Source organism: Bradyrhizobium algeriense, from assembly GCF_036924595.1.
Lineage (GTDB): Bacteria > Pseudomonadota > Alphaproteobacteria > Rhizobiales > Xanthobacteraceae > Bradyrhizobium > Bradyrhizobium algeriense.
Genome location: NZ_JAZHRV010000001.1, coordinates 3,738,839 through 3,760,651 on the forward strand (window position 1 = coordinate 3,738,839; position 21,813 = coordinate 3,760,651).

A 21,813-nucleotide genomic window follows, 5' to 3' on the forward strand; every position below is an offset into this window, starting at 1 on the left:
TTCCCTACGTGTCAGACCCGTCGCAAGATTTCCCTCGCATAGCCATCGCGTGGACGATGCAGCGACGACTCGCGTGCGATTGCCCCCCAAATTCAGCGCGTAAATCATGCGCTTATATGGTTAATAGTCGGTTATTCGCAGCCGTCTCGCGCGTGAACCGATCTGCCGTCGGTTGCCGACGGTTCTGCTTCTGCTGCTTGAGGGCGGTCACCACGGACCTCGTTATCACCATCGCCTGAAGCGCGGGCTGGAACGCTCTCGTCTCGTTCCAGCGGCAGGGTAAACTGAAAGACGGCGCCCCGAGGTTCATTCGCGCTCGCCCACATCCGTCCCCCGTGAGCCTCGACCATCGACCGGCAGATCGCGAGGCCCATGCCCATTCCCGTGGGCTTCGTCGTGTAAAAGGCCGTGAAAACGCGCTCCACATCCGCCGGGTCCAGGCCTGGGCCGGAATCGCGAACCGTGACGAGCACGCCGCCGGCGGCTTCCCTCTCGGTGGTGATCCGTAGCTCGCGCATCCCCTTATCGATGCCGCCCATGGCTTCAATGGCATTGAGGATCAGGTTCAGGATCACCTGCTGCAGTTGAGTGCGATCGCCATCCACCCTGGGCAATCCCGGCGCGAGCCCGGTCTGCAGCAAGATGCCCTGATTGAGCACTTCGTTTCGGGTCAGCGCGACCATTTCGAGGATGGCTTCGTTGAGGTCGAACCGATCTTTCCGCGACGGCACCTTGTTGATGAGGGCCCTGATACCGCCGATGACGTTGCCGGCGCGCTTGCCGTCCTCGGCGATACGGGCAAGGGAGTCGCGAACCTCGCCGAGATCGGGCGGTTGGGCGCGCAGCCAGCGCAGGGCGGCCTGCGCGTTGGTAACCGTCGCGGCGATCGGCTGGTTGACCTCATGGGCGATCGAGGCCGCCAGCTGTCCCATCGTGGTGACGCGATTGACGTGCGCGAGTTCCGCCTGCATGGCGCGCAAGGCTTCCTCGGCCCGCCGGCGTTCGGTGATGTGCCGCCCGACGCCGCGATAGCCGATGAAGCGTCCCCTTCCGTCAAACACCGGCAGCCCGGAGACGGAGACGTAACGCTTGCTGCCGTCGGGAGCCAGCCGTGCGAGCTCAAAATCACGGAACGGCAGGTGGGCATCGAGCATCTCCCGGTGCTTGCGCCAGGCCTCTTCATCAGGCTCCAGGTAAGGCACTTCCCAACGTGTCTTCCCGATCTCGGAGCCCAACCCCGGCGCGTCGGCAAGGTTCTCCGCGAACTCCTGGTGAATGAAGCGATGCTGCGCATCGGTCTCCCAGTACACGTCGAAGGAAAACTGCACGAGGGTGCGAAAGCGCTCCTCGCTCCGCCGCAGCGCCTCTTCCGCCCGCTTGCGCTCGGTCAAATCGAGCACAAAGCCAACACCTTGATGTTGGCTTTGTTCGAACATTGCTCCGCCCATCAGCACGGGCACGCGGCTGCCGTCTTTCCGGAAGTACTCTTTCTCGAATGGCTGGACGGTCCCCATCCGCTTCAGCTCGTCCACGGTGCGTGCGTCGCGGTCGCGCCATTCCGCCGGCGTCAGGTCCGTCCGGTTCACCCGCCCCGAGGCAAGATCCGCCCGGTCGTAACCCAACATATGGAGAAACGCATCGTTGGCCTCAAATATGCGACCCTCGAGATCCCAGATGATGATCCCGACGATGTCGGAGTCGACCAGGCGCCGGATCTTCTTGTCCCGCGCCAGGAGATCGCCGTGGAGCGCGATGTTCTCTGCGATCGCCTTACGCCGCCTTTTCGCTTCGAGCCGTGCGAGCGCCAGCGCCACCCCGGCCAGGACTGCGACAATGACGATCGCGGCCGCGATCAGCCAGGCCTTGCGTCGTTCGAGTGCCTCGGCGCGCCTTTCCTGATCCACGCGCAGGAAGCGCTCATGGTCCACCATCTGGTCGATCTGCGACCTTATCTCGTCCAGGCTGCGGATCATCGCCAGCGCGGCCGGCCCGGAATAGGTGCGGACCGTTTTGACGATTTCATCGATCTCGCGCAGCTTCGCTGCAACGGTCAGCGCCAGATGTTCGGCACGATGGCTCTGCAATGGATCACCCGCGACCAGAGCCTGGAGCGCCTGCGCGTCCCGCCGTACGCTTTCATCGGAGACGCCGTAGGCCTTGAGGTATTGCGGATCGAGAGTCAGCAGATAGCCGCGCCTATGGGCCTCCACGTCGGCGATGACCGCTTTCAGCCGATCCAGCGTCTCGAGCACCTGGCGGTTGCGCTCCTGCGCAAGATTTGCCGCTTGTCGCTCCTGCAAGTATCGGAGACCGAGAAACCCGGTCGCAACAACCACAGTTAGAAGAACCGCGACCACCAGCGCCAGCGGACGAGCAAACCACCGAAAGGACTGCCTCAGAGGGACTGACATTGGCGTTAAGTCTTCGATGCTCGCGTGAGCGGCTGATTTCTAATGCCGACGCAGAGTATTGCCAGTATTATAATGTAAATGCAGCCACGGTCGCATGGGTAAGACGGGAACCGGCACCCTCAACGCGCAGATTACAACGGCCCGTTACGCCCCTCGCAAGGGGCCAGAACGTCACGGTTAGGCCCGGCCCACGTGAAGGCGGCTTCCCCGGGAGGAGCACATGGCTCCAAGTGGAAAGTTGCGTGGAAAGTTGCCGAGCGGTCCAGCGTCGGCCAGCCGGCGCAGTTTCGTCAAGGGATTGGGCGCGGCGGGCGTAACTTTGCCGGCCCTTGCCATGTTGCCGCGGTGGGGTTTCGTACAGGATGCCGCGGCGAACTATGCCAATGCCGCGATAGGTTGGAAACAATTTGCGGGGCAGACGATCGCGCTCGCGGGCGCGATCCATCCCTGGTCGAACGCGATTACTCCACTCTTGCCCGATTTCACCGAGCTCACCGGTATTAGCGTCGTTCCCGACTTCCGGCTGGAGACGACGTACCTGGGCGCGCTGCCGATCCAGCTCAACCGTGGCAGCAGCACCCCCGACGTCTTCATGTGGACGACCTATGGCCAGGGCATCTCGGCAGGATGGCTCGAGCCGCTGAACGCCTATTATGCCGACAAGTCGCTGACCGATCTCGGCTGGTATGACGAGAGCGACCTTCTCAAGACAGCCCGGGCCTTTCCGTTGTGGCGGGACGGCGAACGCTACGCCATGCCGATCACTTCGGAGGCAGTGACCCTGTTCATCAACGGCGATGCGCTGGCAGCCAAGAACCTGCCGGTTCCGCAGACTTTCGAGCAGCTGCTTGTTACTGCGAACGCGCTCAAGACCGATGAGATGTCCGGGATAGCCATGCGGGCTCAAGCCGGCGGCAATTCATCGGTGGCGGCCATGAGCTTCGTCTTCTCCTATGGCGGGGCCATGGTCAGCGACAACAAGGCTGTTTTCGCAAGCCCCGAAGCAATCGCGGCCATCGAGATGTTTGGAAAGTTGCTCAGTCAAGCCGGGCCTGGCGGTGTGAGCGGCTACGAATGGTACCACGTGCTGGACGACTTCCTTCAGCGCAGGACGGCGATGGCGATCGACAGCAGCAATTTCGCGACCGACATCTCCAATCCGGCAAGAAGCCTCGTTGCCGGGAAGGCCGTGTTTGCCGCCTTTCCGCATGCCACCGGTCGCACGTCCGTGCCCTTCATGTCGCATTGGCAGGCCTGCATCAATTCCAGGTCACGAAACAAGCGGGCGGCGTTCCTGTTTCTGCTGTGGGCGACAAGCAAGCCGACATCGATGCGGACCGCCGCGGCGGGGCTGGCGACGACACGGGTGTCGGCCTGGTCGAGCGGGGACTTCAAGAAAGCGTTCGGCGCACAAGCCGCGGAGGCGGCGCTGACCAACTTGCAGAATGCCGATGTCGACCGCGCCAAGGCGATCCTTTTCCATCCGCAATCGAGACCGATCATGGACGCATTCATGATCGGCGTGAATGAAGTGGTCACCGGAGCGAATCCAGCGAAGATTGCGATGACCAACGCCGCCGCGAAGGCCAATGCGGCGATCCGCGGATAGCAGAGCCGTTCCCGCCTCGCACGAATGGCGGCCGCGACGGCGTCTGCTAGGGCGACCTTCGTATCGACCAGAGGACAGCATTCGCCAGGATTCGCTGGTAGCGGGCGTCCTGCCAGACTGACGGTTCGTGGCCCAGCGCCGTATAGAATACGCGTCCCTCGCCGTAGTATCGCGTCCATGCAAGAGGCCAACCATAGAATCGTCGATGCACGCCGGTCTTGCCAAGATCCACCGAGCCTGGGTCGAGGCGCAGCAGCACGCGTGATCCACGATGGTCGAAGTCGCTGATCTGGTAGATCTCGTCCTCGACTTGCAACGAATTCCCGAGAAAAGCCACGAGGGGATCGCTGGGATCAACCTGGATTGTCACGGCCTGATGCCAGGGATGACCATTGAAGTAGCCGCCGACCAGATCGAGATAGTCCGGCCAATTGTAGAATGTGTCGGTCGCCGAATGAACACCGAGGAACCCGCGGCCCGAGCGCACAAAATTGAGAAGCGCTACCTTTTGCGCGCCGCTCATCGGAAGCTCTCCTGACGTGTAGAACATCACCGCGGCGTAGCGCTCGAGGTTTTCGGTGGAAAATTCAGATGTGTCTTCCGTTGCCGTGACTTCAAAGACACCCGAATTGCTTCCAAGCCGGGTCAGGATAGCCTTGGAAAGCGGTATGACATCATGCCGGTAGCCGGCCGAGTATGTGAAATAGAGGATGCGCGCAGGCGGGCGCTCCGCGTGCGCGCCGAATGGCCGGATTGCCGCCGCGCCGCCGAGGAGCGCGATGAACTCACGTCGTCTCACGATCCCTCCGCGAAACCCAACCAATCTTGCGCTGTACCCATGTCCACCAAGCAAGACGGTTGGCCTGCCTCTAATGACGATCTAGGATCGAAGCTTCAGTCCGGCATACTTCAGTTCGCGCCTCAGTTCATCTGGCCATTCGCTATCGTGGGGATAGCCGATAGTGACGATGCCCAATATGTTCGAAGGGATTTCAACACCGACCTGTAGCAGTACGCACACCCGGCCCCTTCCGAGCTTGGCCATGAAGTAGCCCATCTCCATTATAACATTTTGGCGCGCTCGCGGCTGCAGGTCTGTATCGGATTTGGCTCGGCCGAGATCGTCGGCCGTTAGAAGAACGGTCGCAAATCCGACGTCCCTGTAGGCTTCAAACTTTTCAAGAATTGCGCGGCCTCCGCTCGGCTGATCCGCTAGAACGATCGGCTCGAGACCGCAGCTCTCAAGGAATGACGTGACGTCCGCTTTGGCTTTGTCGTCATGGCCGTGCGAGACAAATACTTTTCTGGGATCGCCAGGTGCAGGAAGCTGCCGCCCGCCTTGATATGCCGTCCCGCCTGGCCCCCATTGTTTCAAAATACTATCGGTGTATTCATAAGGGTCGACCATTTTTTCGCTCCCTTCGTTTCCTTGCCGCGCGGGGCCTTACAAACCTGCCCCCGCGGTCGCCTGGAAGTTCCCACCGTCCTTTGGTTTCGAAGCCGAAATTGCATTTGGCGATCTACATCCTGGTCACCGCAGCCGCGCGTCGACCGCGCCGGGCGAAGCTTGCCCACTCCGCCGGCGCAGCCGTTGGACATTTACGCGGCGCGAACGTAGCCGTAGCGCAGGTTCGAGGGCCCCTCGGCTGCCAGCGCATACTCGTTCTTGAGCGAAGCGAGACGGTCCGCGGAAAAGGCCGGCATTCTGGTGTTGTCAGCCGCTTTCAGCCTGATCTTGTAGAACTTGGTGGCGTTGCCGCCGAAGATCAGCTGCTTGACGCCGCTATTGGCATCGCCGAGCGGCGCAAACCCGTATTTCTTCTGCATGTCCTCCGGAATTTCGAGGCGGCGCAGCGCTTCGATCTGCCACTGCGGTGAGCCGTACCAGACCGAGTCGGTCCCCCACATGACGTGATCGACCCCCATGCCCTTGATCAGCGTGCCGACCAGCGCGGCGCAGAACTTCGGATGCGCCACCGCCGAGTTGGCAAAGGAAGTGCCGAGCTCGGCATAGACATTGGTGACGCCGAACTTCTGCGGGATTTCCGCAAGATCCGTAGCCCACTGGATGCGGCCGGTCTGCTCGAACTCCGCCCATGCCTTGTCCGGCAGTTCGAGGAACGCCCGCAGCGCCGAGTGATAGATCACGAAGTTCATCTGCGGCCAGTCCTTTGCCGCCTTTCCGATGTCCCACGCGGTTGCGTATTCCCACACGCCGGCGAACGACTTCTCGTAATCGGGCGGCAGCAGCCCCTTGTGGATGCACAACGTGTTGATGCCGGCCTTCACCGCTTTTTCGTAGAACGGATACATCACCTGCTCGTCGTCGAGCCGCCATGGGAATTTCGAGGGCGCCAGCGGGTCGCCGATCGTGTAGGACTTCCAGGAATCCGGCTTGTAGACCTCGATTGCCTTGTCGACCTCCTCCATCCAGCCGGGCTGCTTCGGGGTAATGACACTGTGCGCCAGCAGGCGGCGCGAGCCCGCGAAGTCGTTGATCAGCTCGCGCGCCTTGACGATCTGCTCGTTGGAAAGAAGCCACCAGCTCGGATCGTCGAACGGCGCGCCGCTCAAGAGCGCCATGTTGGTGTCGCTGTCGTAGTAGATCTCTTTCACATAATTCTGGAACTTGTAGCGGGCGAGCGAGGAGACGCCCTCCTCCTTCATCTTCGGATTCCAGTGCTGGCTCGCAAAGTCCGCCAGACCCAACAGCTCCTTGTGATCGAACTCGTCGCGCACGAAATGGGTCTGAACGTCGAAGATGAACTGGCCGGCGAGGCCCTGCGCGCGCGCCAGCATCAGCTCGGGCTCGCGGGCCTCTGCAGATGCGACTTGGAAAACATTGCCGTAGATGTCGTTCATGGCGAGGAATGCCGCCGCCATGCCGCAGCTCGTGTGAAGGAACTGCCTGCGGCTCAAGCCGAGGTGCTTGCCGTTCACGTCGGCGAGCTCGTTGATCCGCGCCTCGACCTTCTTCTGGGTCTCGCTCTGCGGGGGCGGGAGATACTCGCCGTTGGAAACAATCTGGGTGGGAATCGGCGTTGCGGCCGATGCCGCCTCGGCGCCCGCAACGAGGCGCTGCTCTCGTTCACTAAGCCAGGTGCTCATCGTTCTCCTCCCTTTTTTTGGCGTCGACAGTGCTGGTCAGTGCGCGCATGAGGCTTGCGAGTTCGGCCTACTCCCGATCAGTCAGATGACCATGAGGCGTACCTTCCGCTTAAGCTGCGAGTGGAGCCATCACACTCGCTTCACGCCCACACCCCTCTCTCATCGTGTCACTGCACGAGTGCAGGCACACTGAGAAAACTACTTGCGGTGGTGGCGTATGATCGCGCAATTCAATGCCCAAACCTCGATTGGCGCAAGCGATGTAATCCGACAGTCACACTGTCCAAACGCCGCTCTCGTTGCGACCGGTGGGTTTACCGGAATGAGCGCAACCCGCTGCCGTAGTGCTCGGTGGTGATCCTGTGCTCGACACGCTTGCGCGGCGCCATCGCTTGTCCTCCTGCGCCGTGGCCGGAGTGACTGCGGCTTCAGCTCAAGGTTGCCACCGCCCGACAGGCGCTCCACAAAAAAACAACAATCCGGTCAACTAATGGGCGTGCGCATCGAGGGACATGTCATGGTGCAGTGCACCGACATCGCCGGGGGCAGCATGGGGCAGGCAAGCGCTGGCAGTGATCGCATGTGCCGCCGTGCTCTGACATGGCGCCCTCTTCGAAGACAATCCTTCGCCCGATCCTCTGCCCGCTTCTCACTCGGACCGCAAGACGTGCTGTCGCTTCTTCGCGATGGCGGCCCCGCCGGCCCATGCCATCTATTTCGAACTTCCGACCCTAGGAGGCGTTGACGCCACGACATCCTGCCAAGGGTCGCGGACGAAAATTCGGCCCAACAAACAAACTACAAAGGGAGGACGCAGATGACTTTCCACGAACGATATCTCGCCGGCTGCGCTGTGCTGGCGGTGGCTGCCTTGGTCACCGTCTCACCGACGCACGCTCAAGCGCCGACGCAGCCTCAAGACGCGGCGCTGAATGCCGAGGCTGCCCAGAACGACTGGCCGACGTACCACGGCACCTACAAGTCCTACCATTACAGCGGCCTCGACCAGATCAATACCGGCAACGTCAAGAATCTCGAGGTCGCCTGGATGCACTTTCCGGAGCGCGCCACCCGCGGCATTCAGTCAACGCCGCTGGCCCTTGACGGCGTGCTGTACTATTCGGGCTCCTACAGCCGCGTCTACGCGCTGGACGGCGCGACCGGCAAGACGATCTGGGCCTTCGCGCCGGAGCTAGACGAGGAACTGGTCGCCAAGCAAACGCACTCGCCGTACAACCGCGGCATCGCCATCGGCCACGGCAATCTCTACGTCGGCACGGTCGATGGGCGCCTGATCGCGCTCAATCTCAAGGACGGCAAGCCGGTGTGGGACACCAAGCTGCTGGATTCCAAGAGGATGACGGTCGGCTTCACCGGCGCGCCGCTGGTGGTGAAGGACAAGGTGATCATTGGTGCCCAGGGCGGCGAATGGCCCCATCGCGGACCGATCTTCGGCGTGGACGGCAAGACCGGACAGAAGAAATGGGAGTTCTTCACGGTCGCCGGCACCGAAGAGGCCATGAAGACCTGGGGTGGTGATTCCTGGCGGACCGGCGGCGGCGGCGGCTGGATGCCCGGAACCTACGATCCGGAAAGCAATACGGTGTGGTGGGGCACCGCCAACCCGGCGCCGCTCTACGACTGGGCGGGCGCGGACTGGAAGAAGAGCGGGCCGCGGCCGGGCGACAATCTCTACACGACATCGGTCATCGCGCTCGATCCTGATAGCGGCAAGCTCAAATTCCACCATCAGGAGCTGCCGCACGACGCCTGGGACTTCGACTCTTCCGTCGGCGAATTCGTGATGATCGAGCGTGGCGGCAAGAAGCTCGTCGTGCACGCCAACAAGGGCGGACACATCTTCGTCTATGATCGTTCCAACGCCAAGATCGAGAATGTCTGGCCGCTGGTAAAGAACATCAACTTCGTCAAGAGCATCGATCCGAAGACCGGCGAGTTGATCGGTCGCCGTGACCTCTCGGAAGGCAAGGTCGACCCGCCATTGTGCCCGGCGATCATGGGCGGCATCAGCTGGAACTCTGGCGCCTACAGCCCCAAGAACGGGCTGTTCTACCGGATCGGGCAGGAGTGGTGCATGGAGCTGACCGTCGAGAAGACCACGCCGATCCTGGAGCCGATGGCCCAGCTCAACCTCGGCGCCACGTTCAAGCCTGTGGCGCCTCCGGACGGACCGGCCCGTGGTCATCTTAGCGCCCGCGACCCGGTCACCGGCGCCAAGAAGTGGGAGGTCAACTACAAGTACCCGCCGCTCGCCAGCGTTCTCGCCACTGCGGGCAATCTGGTATTCGTGCCGGACGCCGAAGGCATCGTGCACGCCTACAATGCGGACACCGGCGAAGAGCTCTGGTCGCGCAACAACGGCATCGGGCATAATGCCGGCATCATCAGCTACATGGCCGGTGGCAAGCAGTACATCGCCGTACCGGCGGGCTGGGGCACCCTGGTGGGCGACGAATTTGTCGGGCTCTTTGGCGAGCCCTTCAAGAGCATGCCGAAGAATACCGGTGCCCTGGTTGTCTTCACGCTCAGACAATGACGATAGCGTGGGCGGCAGGGATCGATCTCCTTGCCGCCCTTGCGATCAAGACCCTGCCGCCCTTGCGATGAATGCGGATGCCGGAATGCGAATACCGTTTGTAATTGTTGTTTCCCTGGCCATCATATGGCCATGGCTGTCGACCGCCTCGTTTGCCCAACAGTCCACCTCGCCGGACGCTGCAAATCCGCTGCCGCAAGCCGAAGCCTCGCCGGACGACATCGAAGGCGGGAAAATGTTCGCCACGACCTGCGGCTTTTGTCACCAGGATGGCGGCCGCCATGCGGGCAAAGGTCCGAAGCTGTCGAAGTCCGAGCGCAGCGACGAATACCTCATCGAGCGTATCAAGAAGGGCAAGGTCGGCGCCATGCCCGCCTATGGGTCGGTGTTCACTGACGGCCAGATCATCGCGATCCTGGCCTACATTCGGGGGCTCGATGACTAGCGCGGCGTGGAAACCGCGATATCGGCTCGCCCGATACGCGGCCAGCCTCTCGCTGCTGATGCTCTGGAACGCGCCGGCGGATGCCCGCTCGCTGGAAACCGTCATCGAGCGCGGCGCATTGACGCTCTGCGCCAGCCCCAATGCGCTGCCGTTTGCAAGCAAGACCGGACCGGTCCCAGGGTTTCAGATCGAGCTCGGCGAGAAAATTGCCGAGCAACTCGGTGTCAAGCTGACACGGGAGTGGGTGGTCAGTGCGACCCAGTATCGCCGCGCCGATTGCGACCTCGTGCTCGACGTCATCGCCCGCAAGGATACGCCGCCCGCGGGCGGCGTGCGGATTTCGCGTCCCTACCATCGCAGCGGCGTCGTGCTCGCGGTGCGCAGCGATTCGCACGCCTCGTCGCTGGCCAATCTCGGTTCCGATCAGCGGGTCGGAGTACCGGTCGGCTCGCTGGTTTCGATGACGCTCGCCAAGGGGGGCGCCGCGACATCTCCGTTCGTGTTCGAGGACGATATTGTTGCAGCACTGGCCAATCGCGAGATCGAGGCCGCCGCCGTCACACCGATGACGGTCGGCTGGTTCAACCTGCAGCATGCCGACAAGCCGCTGCGCCTGATTCCAGCGTTCGACAACGACCAGGATCTGAACTGGAATATTGCGGCCGGGCTGCTTCGCCCCGACGACAAGCTGCGGCAGCGTGTCGATGCGGCGATCGAGGCCCTGCTGGCCGATGGCACCATCGCGCGGATCTACGCCCGCTACGGCATCGAGCTGCGATCTCCGCAGTAGGGCGGTATCGCGTTATGTTCATCAGGACGACTTACCGGCGCGGGATGATTTCGGCAGCCAGCGTCCCGATCACGGCGGATCGGCAGGCGCATGCCGTGGGCGGCGCGGTGCCGCAGACATCCGGGGGATAAGTCCGATGCCCTTTGATCTTCTGCAGAGGAAGCGAAGCCATTTCATGCTCTGGCGCCCAGGGAGCGTGAACCCGCCCCCTGCCCTTGTCATCGGCACGTTCCTCGAGGGAAACCCGCCGAGCTTTCAGCCGCTGAACAGGTTCGATTTGGCGGTTTCACCGGTCTCGGCCGATCTATGGGAAATAGCGGCCGCAGCCTGCGGGCTGGCGGACAGCCGCGTCTATCACTATTGGTTTGAAGTCACCAACGTGAACCCGAAGACGCCGGTGTCGGCCCGCATCCTGTGCACGGACCCGACCGCCTGGACGGTGGATTGGCGACTGCGCGCACCGGCACTGCCGCTCCCGTTCACCGACGACGACCGCGGCCCGGCGGCCGTCGTGAAGTGGCGGGAAAACGAGCTGGTGCCCTGCGATCCCGCCGGCGACGAACCGGACTGGCAGAACGACCCGCGGCTCGACACCCTCCCCGCCAACAACCGTCTCGTCATCTACGAGCTGCCAACGCGCTGGAGCCGGATTGAGACAGAGGGCACCGTCAGCATCGCCGGCGGGACTTTCCGTGACGTCCTTGCGCTCGTGGAGCGGACCGCGGCACCGACCAATTTCGCGGGCGTAGCTGCGCTCGCACCCGGCGAGGCACATCTCGAAGACCTCGGCGTCAACGCTCTCGAGCTGTTGCCTCCGGCCGACAGCTTCGTCAACCGCGAGTGGGGCTACGCGACGAGCAACTATTTCGCCGCCGATTTTGATTTGGGATTTCCGAGAGGCCATGCCTCGCCGACGGCGTCCGCCGATCTTGCGGCGCTTGTTACCGCCTGCCATCGACACCGCCTTCGGTTCTTCACCGACGTCGTGATGGCCTTCGCGACACGGTATGCTTATCGGTACGTCAATTTCCTCGACTTCCACGTCCACCGTGGGACTGATGATCCGGAGGAGGACGCCCGGGACGACTTTGGCGGTGACCTCTTCAAGTATAACTTCTTGACCGACGCCTACGACCCGATCACCGGGGGACCCGCGCGCCTCGTGCCGGCGCGTCGCCTCATGCTAACCTGCCTTGCGCGCTGGATGCTCGACTTTCGGGTCGATGGCATTCGGATGGACAGCGTGCCCAACATCATGAACTGGGACTTCGTACAGGAGTACAAGGATCTTGCCCGAAACATATGGCGCTCGCGGTGGCTGGCGCAGGGCCTGCCGGCACAGGGTGCCGACGAACGCTTCCTCGTCGTCGGAGAGGATCTGGCGGTGCCGATTGATCTTCTGCGCCAGAACCGCCTCGACGGCCTGTGGAACGAAGAGTTCAAGCGGATGGTTCGGTATGCAATCATCGGACAAAATGACGAAAAGGAGCCGAGTTTCGAGTGGACGGTGCGCAAACTGATCGACTGCCGTCTGCTTGGCTTCGCCGATGGGTCTCAAGCGATCAACTACGTGACCTCGCACGATGTTGAGGGCGTCAGGAACGAGCGCCTGTACAATCTTCTCAACAACAATGGCGTTTGGAATACGGAGCGACGGATCAAGCTTGCCTTCGTCTGTCTGATGACTGCCGTCGGCATACCCATGATTTTCGCAGGCGAAGAGTTCGCCGACCAGCATGACCTCGCGGTCATCCATCCGCAAAAGCAGATCGATCCCGTGAACTTCGATCGCCTGCAGGACCCTTGGCGCCGGCGCGTATTCGAATATTGCGCCCGCCTCGTCCGTTTTCGCACGAGGTCTGACGCACTTGCTGTCAACGACACGCAGTTCATCCACGTCGATTTCGAGGAGGGTAAACGCGTGCTCGTCTGGCAGCGGGGCCGGCCGGGCATCGACCACCCTGTGATCGTCGTCGCGAATTTTTCGGATTTTGAAACCGCGCTGCCGTTCGCCCCAGCTTCCGAATACCGCGTGCCGAACTGGCCAATGACCCCGCCGGGCATGCGCTGGCGCGAGATTACGCAGAATCGCGACGTGCCGCCCGAATGGGTCCACCGGGAGCCGATCTTTCCCTGGGAGGCCAAGGTCTATGCCTTGACCTGAGTGTATCCGCTAGCTGTTCTGCGGGCGTGAGCGGCTCATTCTCTACTATACGTTCTCGCCGTAGCTCGTGACCTCCGTTCCCAAAAAGCCGAGGATTCTCATCGAACCCGACTTCGCCTCTTGCGTTGGGAGAGCCTAAGGATGAAGAGCGGCCGAGACAGCACGGCATCGATAGAACGGCGCGCAAGCCCAGCGAAAGGACGAGCAATGGCCAAGAACACGATTTGCCTGTGGTACGACAAGGACGCGGAAGCTGCGGCCCGCTTCTACGCCGAAACCTTTCCCGACAGCGCCGTGGGCGCCGTCCACCGGGCACCCAGCGACTACCCCTCCGGCAAGCAGGGCGACGTGCTGACGGTAGAATTCACGGTCGCCGGCGTCCCGTGTATTGGTCTCAACGGCGGTCCCGCGTTCAAGCATAACGAAGCTTTCTCGTTTCAGATCGCCACCGATGATCAGCAGGAGACCGACCGCTACTGGAACGCCATTGTCGGCAATGGAGGCCAGGAGAGTGCGTGCGGCTGGTGCAAGGACAAGTGGGGCGTCTCCTGGCAAATCACGCCGCGCGTGCTGACAGAGGCGCTGGCGGCCGGCGGCGCTGAAGCAAAGCGCGCATTCGATGCCATGATGGGCATGAAGAAAATCGACGTCGCCGCGATCAAAGCGGCGCGACGCGGCTGATGTTCACGCGCCGTAAGATCTGGTGGCGTCCGTTTGCGGTTTCAGAACGATCGCTGCGGTTCGACCGTCCTTGGTCCTGACGCTATTTTAAATGCGACGGACGCAACCGACTAAAGCGCGATTGCGATTCGACTTAGAGCGATCGCGCTTTAGCGTTCTGCCGCCAAACCAGCGAACGCCATTGCTGCCTTGAGTTCGTGGATGCTTGCTTTCTCGCCGCCGTCGGCCTGGAACGCCAGAGGTCCCGAACTCAGCGGCAGGCTACTCACCCTGGCCGGACCACGCGGCAGCTCGAACGGCATCACGTCGCTTGCGCCGAACTGAATCTGATCGAGCTGCCGAATGGCGCTGCGCATCTGACCCAATCCGACATTCAGCGGCACGACTGTCGCTCGCTGCTCAGACCAGATGCCAAGCGCACGCGCCGCGTTCGGTAGCCCAGCCCCGGTCTGCCAGGGATGACCGATCGGCTGCGCGGTATCCTTGAGAATCTGGAACAGCCGTTCGACGCGTTGCAAATCTCTGGCAGCGAAACTGCCCTTGAAATCACTGTGATCGGCGAGGATCAGGGCTGCGAGTGCGGTAACGTGGGCAGCCGCGAGCGAGGTCCCGTCACAGACCGCGTAACTGTCAGGGGACTGGCAGGCAATGATCGCAACGCCAGGCGCGCAGAGGTCGAGCTCGGGCCCGCGACAGGAAAACGGCGGTACGAAGAACCCGCCGGCGAGCGCGATGGCTGCCGCCGCTTGTGCCGCCTGCGGACTGTCTTCCAGGAAGCTTCCCGCTTGTCCGACCGCACCAACCGCCATGACGTTCGGGGAGCAAGCCGGAAACGGCACCGCTCCTGCGGAATTTCCGGCAGCCGCGATGAGGCTCATGCCATGCTGTTTTGCCTCAGCGATGCGTTGCTCAACCAGAGCCGAGCCGCGCTCGCAACCGAATCCCAGACACGCCACGTCGATGGCGTTCTGCAGGCAATAGTCGAGCGCCACGATCAGATCGCTGCAATAGGCATCGGACGGAAGCTTGCAGACATGCAGCTCGCTGTCCGGCGCGTAACCCCGTACGCCGTGCGCTGTCTGGGGCGCGGCACTGATAAGGCCCGCGCATGGCGTGCCGTGGCCGATTGCGTCCTTCGACCAGGATTTTGCTTCGGCGCTCCTGATGTCGATACCGTGATCGATCCCGGTCAATCGCTTGTGGCTGGTCGCAACGCCGCTGTCGATCAGAGCGATCCTGACTCCGGCGCCGCGGCATTGCTTCGGGATCCGGTCAAGCTGCATGGCTGCGCCCCCCCAATCCAGCGCCTCCGACAGCGACAACGGTTTTAGGGTGAAGATGTTCACCGCATCGGCGTCGAGATGAGGCCGATGTTGCCACAGGCCCCAAAAGCCGGAGCGCGGGTTGACAAATATGGCAGCGACCGTGTCCGGCTGCTCACCTTGCAGCGTCAGATCTACTCTGCCGTCGCTATCCGTCAGTCCCTGAACTGACACCTGCTCGCCGATGAGCCGCACCGCCGCCTGCTCCACGGGCGTGCCGGCTTCGCTCACGATCCGGATCGTCACCTTCAAATCCGGCCCGAACGCGGTCATCATCGCAGCCGTCGGGAGAACCGATGACGCGCCAGCGAATGATGCAGCTCGCAGATGGAGGTCCGGCTCGATGATCAAGCTGCCGGCTGCGGAGCGGCGCAGTGCGGTGGCGGCGTCGTCAGGTATGCGCACGACCGCAATCGGCGGGACAGTGGTGTCGCGCCGCTCACGGGTCCGCAGGATCTCGATGTTGCCGAACTGGTTGAGTTGCTCGGCCAGCTCTTGACCGCTTACGCCAGGTCCCGCCGGCGCGATCATGTACTGACTGGTGCGGGCCGGTTTGCGTCGATCACCGGCCGGCGCCGAGCGCGCGTCACGTGATGATTTGCGTCGGTCGCCGCTCGCCGTGGAGCGCGCATCATCTGAGCTTGCTGCCATGGTGTCGCCTCCCACCTTTAGTGGATTGAGGGTTGAGTCTGATCGGTCGAAGCCTGTCGCACCAGCGGAACGCGCGGATCAGCTGCGCGGACGATTTCGATCATGCGATAGGCCTGCCCGATCAGGTCGAAGGCCTGCGCATAGTCCCGCGCGGCAAACCTGTGCGCGGCTTGGGTCACGATCGGCACGCAGTTCTCCAGGCCGGCATGCTGTGCTGCGTTGGCTGCGAGAAAGGCGGAAAGCGAGCGCAGCGATTCCGCGACCATATCGCCGATCATGTTCTCCGCAGCCTGACGATCGAGGACCGGGTTCGGTATCGGCAGGCTACCGGGCATGGTTTGGAACATTTGCTCAAATGGTTGAAACTGAAGGCGCATGAGAAGCGGCATCAAATTGCCGAGCAGCGCGACGAGCTGCTGAATGTCTGCCGGGCGTGGCTGTGACGCAGTTGCGCCAGAAGGATTGGAATCGGACATGGATGTTCTCCTCCGGAGGGAAGCATAACGGCAGCGAGCGCAACCGCCGCTTTGGGCGACGGTCGCTGATTACCTTGCGGACTGGCCGCGAATTGCGCTCAGATCATCCGCTGTTGGCTATAGGCCTGAAGGTTACCTATGACCTGAGGAATGACGCCGATCAGCTGGCGCGTAATGTCGGCCATATCCTGCTGCGTCAGTTGTCGCTGCTGGCCAAAGGCCATGGGACCGCCGAACGCTGACTGGAACTGAGGTGCGCCAAACTGAGTGCCCCAGGCTTGCGCTGGATGGCCGAGACCAGGTTGGCCGAGGCCTCCGGGTTGCTGACCGAGGCCTCCGAACTGACCCTGACCGAGGCCGCCCTGCATGGCCGCATAGTGAGGTTGCTGCTGGCTCTGCAGCATTCCAACGATCTGCGGAACGATGGGCAGGATTTGCCGCACGACTTCATTCACGTCCTGCGGGCTCAGCTGCCGCGGCGCTTGGCCGTAGGCCGCGTAGCCGATTCCGCCGAACGGATTTTGTGCTTGCGCGAGCATTTGAGGCAGCGCCGGTACCAGTTGACGCACGACCTCGTTCACGTCTTGTTGCGAAAGCTGGCGCTGTTGGCCGCCCCACTGCTGGCCCCATCCCGTCGGTTGCCCGCCCCAGCCGGGGCTATATCCGAATGCGCCGAAGGGCTGCTGACCGCCGTATTGCCCATATTGCTGGCCGTAGGCCGCCTGTCCGAGTCCAACACCGCCTTGCGAACCTAATGCTCCCCATCCCCCTTGTTGTTGCGGGCCGAACTGTCCGAACTGCGGATTATGCGCGAGGTAATCAAAGTAGGTCATCGCCGTTCTCCTTGCGATGGTTGGTGCCCTCAGCCCAAAGTCCTTTGTAGAGCCTCAGCATGCGAGGTCCTTCGGTGGCACAGTCCGTCACGCCGGTTTGTGACGGCTTTGCATTTTTCAAATTCAAATGCTCAACGCCGGACAAATCGCAGCAATAGGTCATGTCTGCCTTGAGGCACGCGAACTGCGTTCCTCAAGGCAACAAACGAATGAGAAGCATAAGGCGGCAAAACAAAGCCGTTGAGAGATGCAGGAGCGGGTTTGTCGTTTCTTACTAGCCATCTCCTGGAGGCCAGCTACTTACGTCCGCTCAGACGCTCTGCGATTGATCACTGATTTTTCCCCGAACGCGCTCAAGCGCGAATAGTTTCGCGGACACGCGGCGATATTTTGGTGGCAACTCTATGAAAATTCCAGGACGCGCGGATCTTGTCAGCCAGCCCTCTTGCCGAAGCGCATCTGCTTCGGCTCACGCGATTGCTAAAAAGTGAGGTTGAGTAGAGTACCGACCCGCTCGGAGGTAGCGGGGTGGCTGCGAAGCAAGCGCATGGGATCATGCCCGAATGCAGGCACAGCCATTGGCGCAGAGCCGGTATGATGGCGCTCCAGCTTATCGAGTGCGGCGATGAGTGCCCGCGAGTCGCCGGTCAATTCTAGCGCGGTTGCATCCGCATCCAGTTCGCGGACGCGCGACAGCGCCAGTCCAAGCAGCTGACCGAGCGTCGGAGCTGCGCTCAGCAGCGCAGCCAATGGCTGGCTTACCCTCATCGCGCCGTGGTTATGTCGCGTTCGCAGCAGGGCGAGACCGGCGAGCGAGGTCCAATCGATCGCACGACGCAATGCAGTCGCCCAGCTCATCGTCCAGGTGTCATTGTTGCGGATATGCGCCACTTCGTGGGCCAAGATCCCGGCAATCTCCTCGCGCGTCATGCCGCGCAACAGCCCTTCAGTTAAGACGATGGCGCTGCGTTCCGGTCCGCCGAGCGCGTAGGCATTCATATCGCTTGGCGCCGGTAGACAATAAAGCTCCGGCACTCGAGCCAAGCCGGCTCGGCCGCAAACCCTCGTCAGAATGGCGAACAACTCCGGCACCTGGGCGTGGGACAGCAGGCGGGCGCCGAACCAGCGATACATGCTCTCGCGCGAGATGACCGTGCCATCGGGGCGGGGGGCGGTTCCCTGTAACGCGCGCCGCATGCCCTCAGTCCCACCGACGATCCAACCACACATCGCGAGCAGCAACATCATTGCAAGGATCGCCAGTGCCGATGATTGATAGTTCGCTGTCTGATGGGCGAGCCGCCGATGCCGCAACAGGTCCCGATCTTTCGAGTTCAGCTCGATACGGCATCGCAGGTAAACGCCTGCCTCACCCGACGGCCAATAAATCTCCACGGTAGTACCGCACCGGGAAACGCTCAGCATTTGCATCGGCAGCGCGCAGCGCACCAAAGCAAGTGAAATGCCTGGCGTGAGGTCGACGACGACATCCCGCCGCGGCCGATGACTATGTAAAGCTGTCCAGCTTATGCCAGCGACAAACACCCCTGTTCCTGCCCCCTGATGCACGCCCAACGCGAAGGTTACGGATCAACTTGCGCCCTGTCATGCCAATTACATGCCATAGACACAGGAAACTTGCGGAATGCACAAGGGATACTACGGTATTAACGGGAACCGGCTTTGGTTGCGTGGCGTACTGGAACCCGCCGGTGAGCTAGACTAGATCGATCTTCTGATCGAGTCGGGCCCGCGAGAGCCGCGGTCGGCACGCAGCCCGTTGCCTCAGATTTTGCGAGACTGATACTTCCTGCGACGGCTGCCTCTTTATTCGGAAACGGCTGCCAGGCTGTCGAAATGGCTAGACTAAGGTCCGGCGGCGTCCATTTGCGGTCTCAGGACGATCGCGCCGGCCGGCCTTCCCTGCGCCTGACGCTATTTCCTCTGCTGCCACTGCATGAATTTTTCAAGCAGAGCCTGGGATTTTTCGGGCGCCTCTTTAGCCGTTCCAGCGGAGGCTGGTTCGGAAACAGCCGGGTCTTGGCCTTCTTGTATCCTTTGAAACTGCTTGAATCCTTGAAGCAGCGCCTGGGAGTCTTCGGTCGTCACCGGGGCCGGCGTCGCCGATGCAGGGGTTGAAATGGAGACGGCGATCTCCGAGGGATCAGTTTTTGACCTTGGAAACACGTTGAACAAAACGAGCGCCAGGATCGCAGTAACGCCGATCGCCGCGGCAATTGCGCCCGCAGTGGCGAGCAGTCCGCGTCGTGGACGGCGTTCGTAAACGAACTGGGACTCCAGCGGACGGGTGGATTTGGCGAAAGCTTCCTCGCGCATCTCATCATAATGAGACAAAGGGGGCGTGGGATGCAAATGGTCTGATCTCGTCTGCGGTGCCGCGTTGGATCGCGGGTTCGCCATGCCGCGCGCCGAGCGCGGTGCGTAGTACAGCGGATCTTCCGCATTATCGGAGTTGGAATGGTCGTTCGCGCTGAAACTCATTTTGCGCTACTCCTCACAATGTCAGATCGTCGCATCGGAATATTGCCACTCAAGGCTTCCGAGCAAAGTCCGCATGAAATGCCGCAGGCATTCGCGCCCTGCGGCCCGCCGGGTAAAACTCCGATCCGCCGACCCCCGGCATCAGAAGACTGATCCAAACCGGGATGCGTGTGGAGTCAGATGTTCTGTTCCGCCCAAAAAAACAATCAAGCTGTTGCCATCCGGCGACAAAATCAGGCGGAACTTGCGGGCTCCCCCTCCTAGATCGTGACCTGCGTTCCCACTTCCACCACCCGCCCGGTCGGGATCTGGAAATAATCCGTGGCGTCGTTGGCAGATTGGCTGAGGCGGATGAACAGCAGGTCCTGCCAGCGCGGCATGCCCGAATGCGCGGCCGGCTTCAGCGCGCGGCGGGACAGGAAGAACGACGTCGACATGATGTCGAACTGCCAGCCGAGCTTGCGGGCGATCGCCAGCGTCTTCGGCACGTTAGGCGATTCCATGAAGCCGAACTTCAGCGTCACCCGCGAGAACGTCTCGCTGAGCTGCTCCATCCGCACCCGCTCACTATCGTCGATCCGCGGCGTCGGCGCGGTCTCGATGGTGAGGATGACGTTCTTCTCATGCAGCACCTTGTAGTGCTTCAGGCTGTGCATCAGCGCCGTCGGCGCGCATTCGGGATCGGAGGTCAGGAACACCGCCGTGCCGGGCACTCGCTGCGGCGGGCGCTTCTCCAGCATCGCCACGAGGTCGGCCAGCGGGAATTCGAGCTTGCGCGACTTCTCGAACAACAGCTTGCTGCCGCGACGCCACGTGTACATCAGGAGCATCACGATGCCGCCGAGCGCCAACGGCACCCAGCCGCCCTCGAACACCTTCAACAGATTGGCGGCGAGGAAGGTGATGTCGAGGAACAAAAACGGCGCGATCAGGGCTGCGGCCGCAAGCGGCGACCATTTCCAGACCCGCCAGATCACGACAAAGCCCATCATGGCCGTGACCACCATGGTCCCGGTCACGGAGATGCCGTAGGCCGCAGCCAGCGCGCTCGACGACCGGAACAGGACCACCAGCAGCATCACCGCAGCGAACAGCAGCATGTTGATGCGCGGAATGTAGATCTGGCCGGAATGGGCTTCCGACGTATGGCGGATTTCGAACCGCGGCATCAGGCCGAGCTGGATCGCCTGCCGCGTCAGCGAATAGGCGCCGGTGATGACGGCCTGGCTCGCAATTACGGTCGCCGCCGTCGCCAGCGCCACCATCGGGATCAGCGCCCAGTCCGGGAACATCAGGAAGAACGGATTTTCGATCGCCTTGGGATCGGCAATGAGAAGCGCGCCCTGCCCTAAATAATTTATCGCCAGCGACGGCAGCACGATGAAGAGCCACGCGGTCTGGATCGGCCGCTTTCCGAAATGGCCGAGGTCGGCATAAAGCGCTTCCGCACCAGTGACCGCCAAAAACACCGCGCCGAGCGTGATGAAGCCGATCATGCCGTGATGGAGCATGAAGGAAACCGCGTGAAGCGGATTGAATGCCGACAGCACCTCGGGATGGAGCATGATCTGCGGCACGGCAGCGATCGCGATGACAGCGAACCACACGCACATGATCGGTCCGAAGAATGCGGCAACGCGCGCGGTGCCGTGGGACTGGACCGCAAACAGCGCAACCAGAATGACCAATGTCAGCGGTACGACATAGTGTTCGAAGGTCACCGTGACGAGCTTGATGCCCTCGATCGCGGACAATACCGATAGCGCCGGCGTCAGGACTGCGTCGCCGTAGAACAGCGCACCAGAGATGATGCCGAGCAGCACGATGGCACCGCCGCCCTTGGTGACCGCACGCTGCGCCAGCGCCATCAGCGCCAGCGTCCCGCCCTCGCCGTTGTTGTCGGCGCGCAGCAGGATGACGACGTATTTCAGCGTCACCACGACGATCAGCGCCCACAGGATCAGCGACAATACGCCCAGCACCGCCTGCGGGCTGGCGGTGCCCGCGTGCCCGCTGGCCGCGACGATGGCTTCGCGCAACGCGTAGAGCGGGCTGGTGCCGATGTCGCCGTAGACGACACCGATGCTGCCGAGCATCAGGGCCTTGAAGCCGGCGGTGGAATGCGTTTCGCCATGACCGTTGGCCGCGGGCGTTTCCGCCGCGGTGACCGCACTTACAGATGACATGGGATTTGCGCCTCGATTGCTTATTGCAACGCACAATTCAGGACGGCAGGGCTATACTCCTACCGCGAACGCATAGGT

At 62.1% G+C, this 21,813-nt stretch carries 16 protein-coding genes; 6 read left to right on the plus strand and 10 right to left on the minus strand.

Going from position 1 to position 21,813, the window contains the following annotated elements:
- Positions 1–131: 131 nt before the first annotated feature.
- Complete coding sequence (locus tag V1286_RS18410) at positions 132–2,411, minus strand: PAS domain S-box protein (protein ID WP_334481513.1); 2,280 nt, start codon at positions 2,409–2,411, stop codon at positions 132–134.
- Between the two features lie 220 nt (positions 2,412–2,631).
- Here V1286_RS18410 and V1286_RS18415 point away from each other — a divergent pair, with 220 nt between their 5' ends.
- Positions 2,632–4,020 carry an ABC transporter substrate-binding protein gene (locus V1286_RS18415; RefSeq protein WP_334481515.1) on the plus strand — a complete coding sequence of 463 codons (1,389 nt, stop codon included), beginning with the start codon at positions 2,632–2,634 and terminating at the stop codon, positions 4,018–4,020.
- Between the two features lie 46 nt (positions 4,021–4,066).
- Here the strand turns inward: V1286_RS18415 and V1286_RS18420 are convergent, their stop codons facing one another.
- From V1286_RS18420 to V1286_RS18430, 3 genes are all read right to left on the minus strand, one after another.
- Complete coding sequence (locus V1286_RS18420; protein ID WP_334481517.1) at positions 4,067–4,819, minus strand: ThuA domain-containing protein; 753 nt, start codon at positions 4,817–4,819, stop codon at positions 4,067–4,069.
- Positions 4,820–4,900: 81 nt separating this feature from the next.
- Positions 4,901–5,428 carry a nucleotide-binding protein gene (locus tag V1286_RS18425; RefSeq protein WP_334481519.1) on the minus strand — a complete coding sequence of 176 codons (528 nt, stop codon included), beginning with the start codon at positions 5,426–5,428 and terminating at the stop codon, positions 4,901–4,903.
- 191 nt (positions 5,429–5,619) lie between these two features.
- Positions 5,620–7,128 (minus strand): amidohydrolase family protein, encoded by a 1,509-nt coding sequence (locus V1286_RS18430; protein ID WP_334481520.1) that lies wholly within the window; start codon positions 7,126–7,128, stop codon positions 5,620–5,622.
- An 817-nt stretch (positions 7,129–7,945) separates the two neighbouring features.
- On the opposite strand from V1286_RS18430, the gene V1286_RS18435 reads away from it, so the two are divergent.
- The 5 genes from V1286_RS18435 to V1286_RS18455 all read left to right on the plus strand — a co-directional run bounded on the left by V1286_RS18435 (position 7,946) and on the right by V1286_RS18455 (position 13,765).
- Entirely contained in the window at positions 7,946–9,685 is a 1,740-nt protein-coding gene (locus tag V1286_RS18435) for a pyrroloquinoline quinone-dependent dehydrogenase (RefSeq protein ID WP_334481521.1), read from the plus strand.
- Between the two features lie 85 nt (positions 9,686–9,770).
- On the plus strand, positions 9,771–10,130 hold the full coding sequence (locus V1286_RS18440; protein WP_334481523.1) for a c-type cytochrome: 360 nt from the start codon (positions 9,771–9,773) through the stop codon (positions 10,128–10,130).
- A complete protein-coding gene (locus tag V1286_RS18445) occupies positions 10,123–10,920 on the plus strand; it encodes a substrate-binding periplasmic protein (protein ID WP_334481524.1) in 798 nt (265 codons plus the stop codon). The genes V1286_RS18440 and V1286_RS18445 overlap by 8 nt, the downstream gene beginning before the upstream one ends.
- A gap of 379 nt (positions 10,921–11,299) precedes the next feature.
- Entirely contained in the window at positions 11,300–13,084 is a 1,785-nt protein-coding gene (locus tag V1286_RS18450; protein WP_334481526.1) for an alpha-amylase family glycosyl hydrolase, read from the plus strand.
- 207 nt (positions 13,085–13,291) lie between these two features.
- Positions 13,292–13,765, plus strand: coding sequence for a VOC family protein (locus tag V1286_RS18455; protein ID WP_334481527.1), 474 nt, complete (start codon positions 13,292–13,294; stop codon positions 13,763–13,765).
- A gap of 149 nt (positions 13,766–13,914) precedes the next feature.
- Here the strand turns inward: V1286_RS18455 and V1286_RS18460 are convergent, their stop codons facing one another.
- The 6 genes from V1286_RS18460 to V1286_RS18485 all read right to left on the minus strand — a co-directional run bounded on the left by V1286_RS18460 (position 13,915) and on the right by V1286_RS18485 (position 21,735).
- Positions 13,915–15,738: a S8 family serine peptidase gene (locus V1286_RS18460; RefSeq protein ID WP_334481529.1), complete on the minus strand. Its 1,824-nt coding sequence runs from the start codon at positions 15,736–15,738 to the stop codon at positions 13,915–13,917.
- Positions 15,739–15,755: 17 nt separating this feature from the next.
- Positions 15,756–16,214, minus strand: a complete 459-nt coding sequence (locus V1286_RS18465) for a hypothetical protein (RefSeq protein ID WP_334481531.1) — start codon at positions 16,212–16,214, stop codon at positions 15,756–15,758.
- Between the two features lie 98 nt (positions 16,215–16,312).
- Positions 16,313–17,047: a hypothetical protein gene (locus V1286_RS18470; protein WP_334481533.1), complete on the minus strand. Its 735-nt coding sequence runs from the start codon at positions 17,045–17,047 to the stop codon at positions 16,313–16,315.
- A 480-nt stretch (positions 17,048–17,527) separates the two neighbouring features.
- Complete coding sequence (locus V1286_RS18475) at positions 17,528–18,592, minus strand: zinc metalloprotease HtpX (protein WP_334481535.1); 1,065 nt, start codon at positions 18,590–18,592, stop codon at positions 17,528–17,530.
- A gap of 390 nt (positions 18,593–18,982) precedes the next feature.
- Entirely contained in the window at positions 18,983–19,549 is a 567-nt protein-coding gene (locus V1286_RS18480) for a hypothetical protein (RefSeq protein WP_334481536.1), read from the minus strand.
- A 260-nt stretch (positions 19,550–19,809) separates the two neighbouring features.
- The gene (locus V1286_RS18485; RefSeq protein ID WP_334481538.1) at positions 19,810–21,735 is read right to left on the minus strand and encodes a potassium transporter Kup; all 1,926 of its coding nucleotides are present in this window, start codon (positions 21,733–21,735) and stop codon (positions 19,810–19,812) included.
- Positions 21,736–21,813 lie beyond the last annotated feature (78 nt).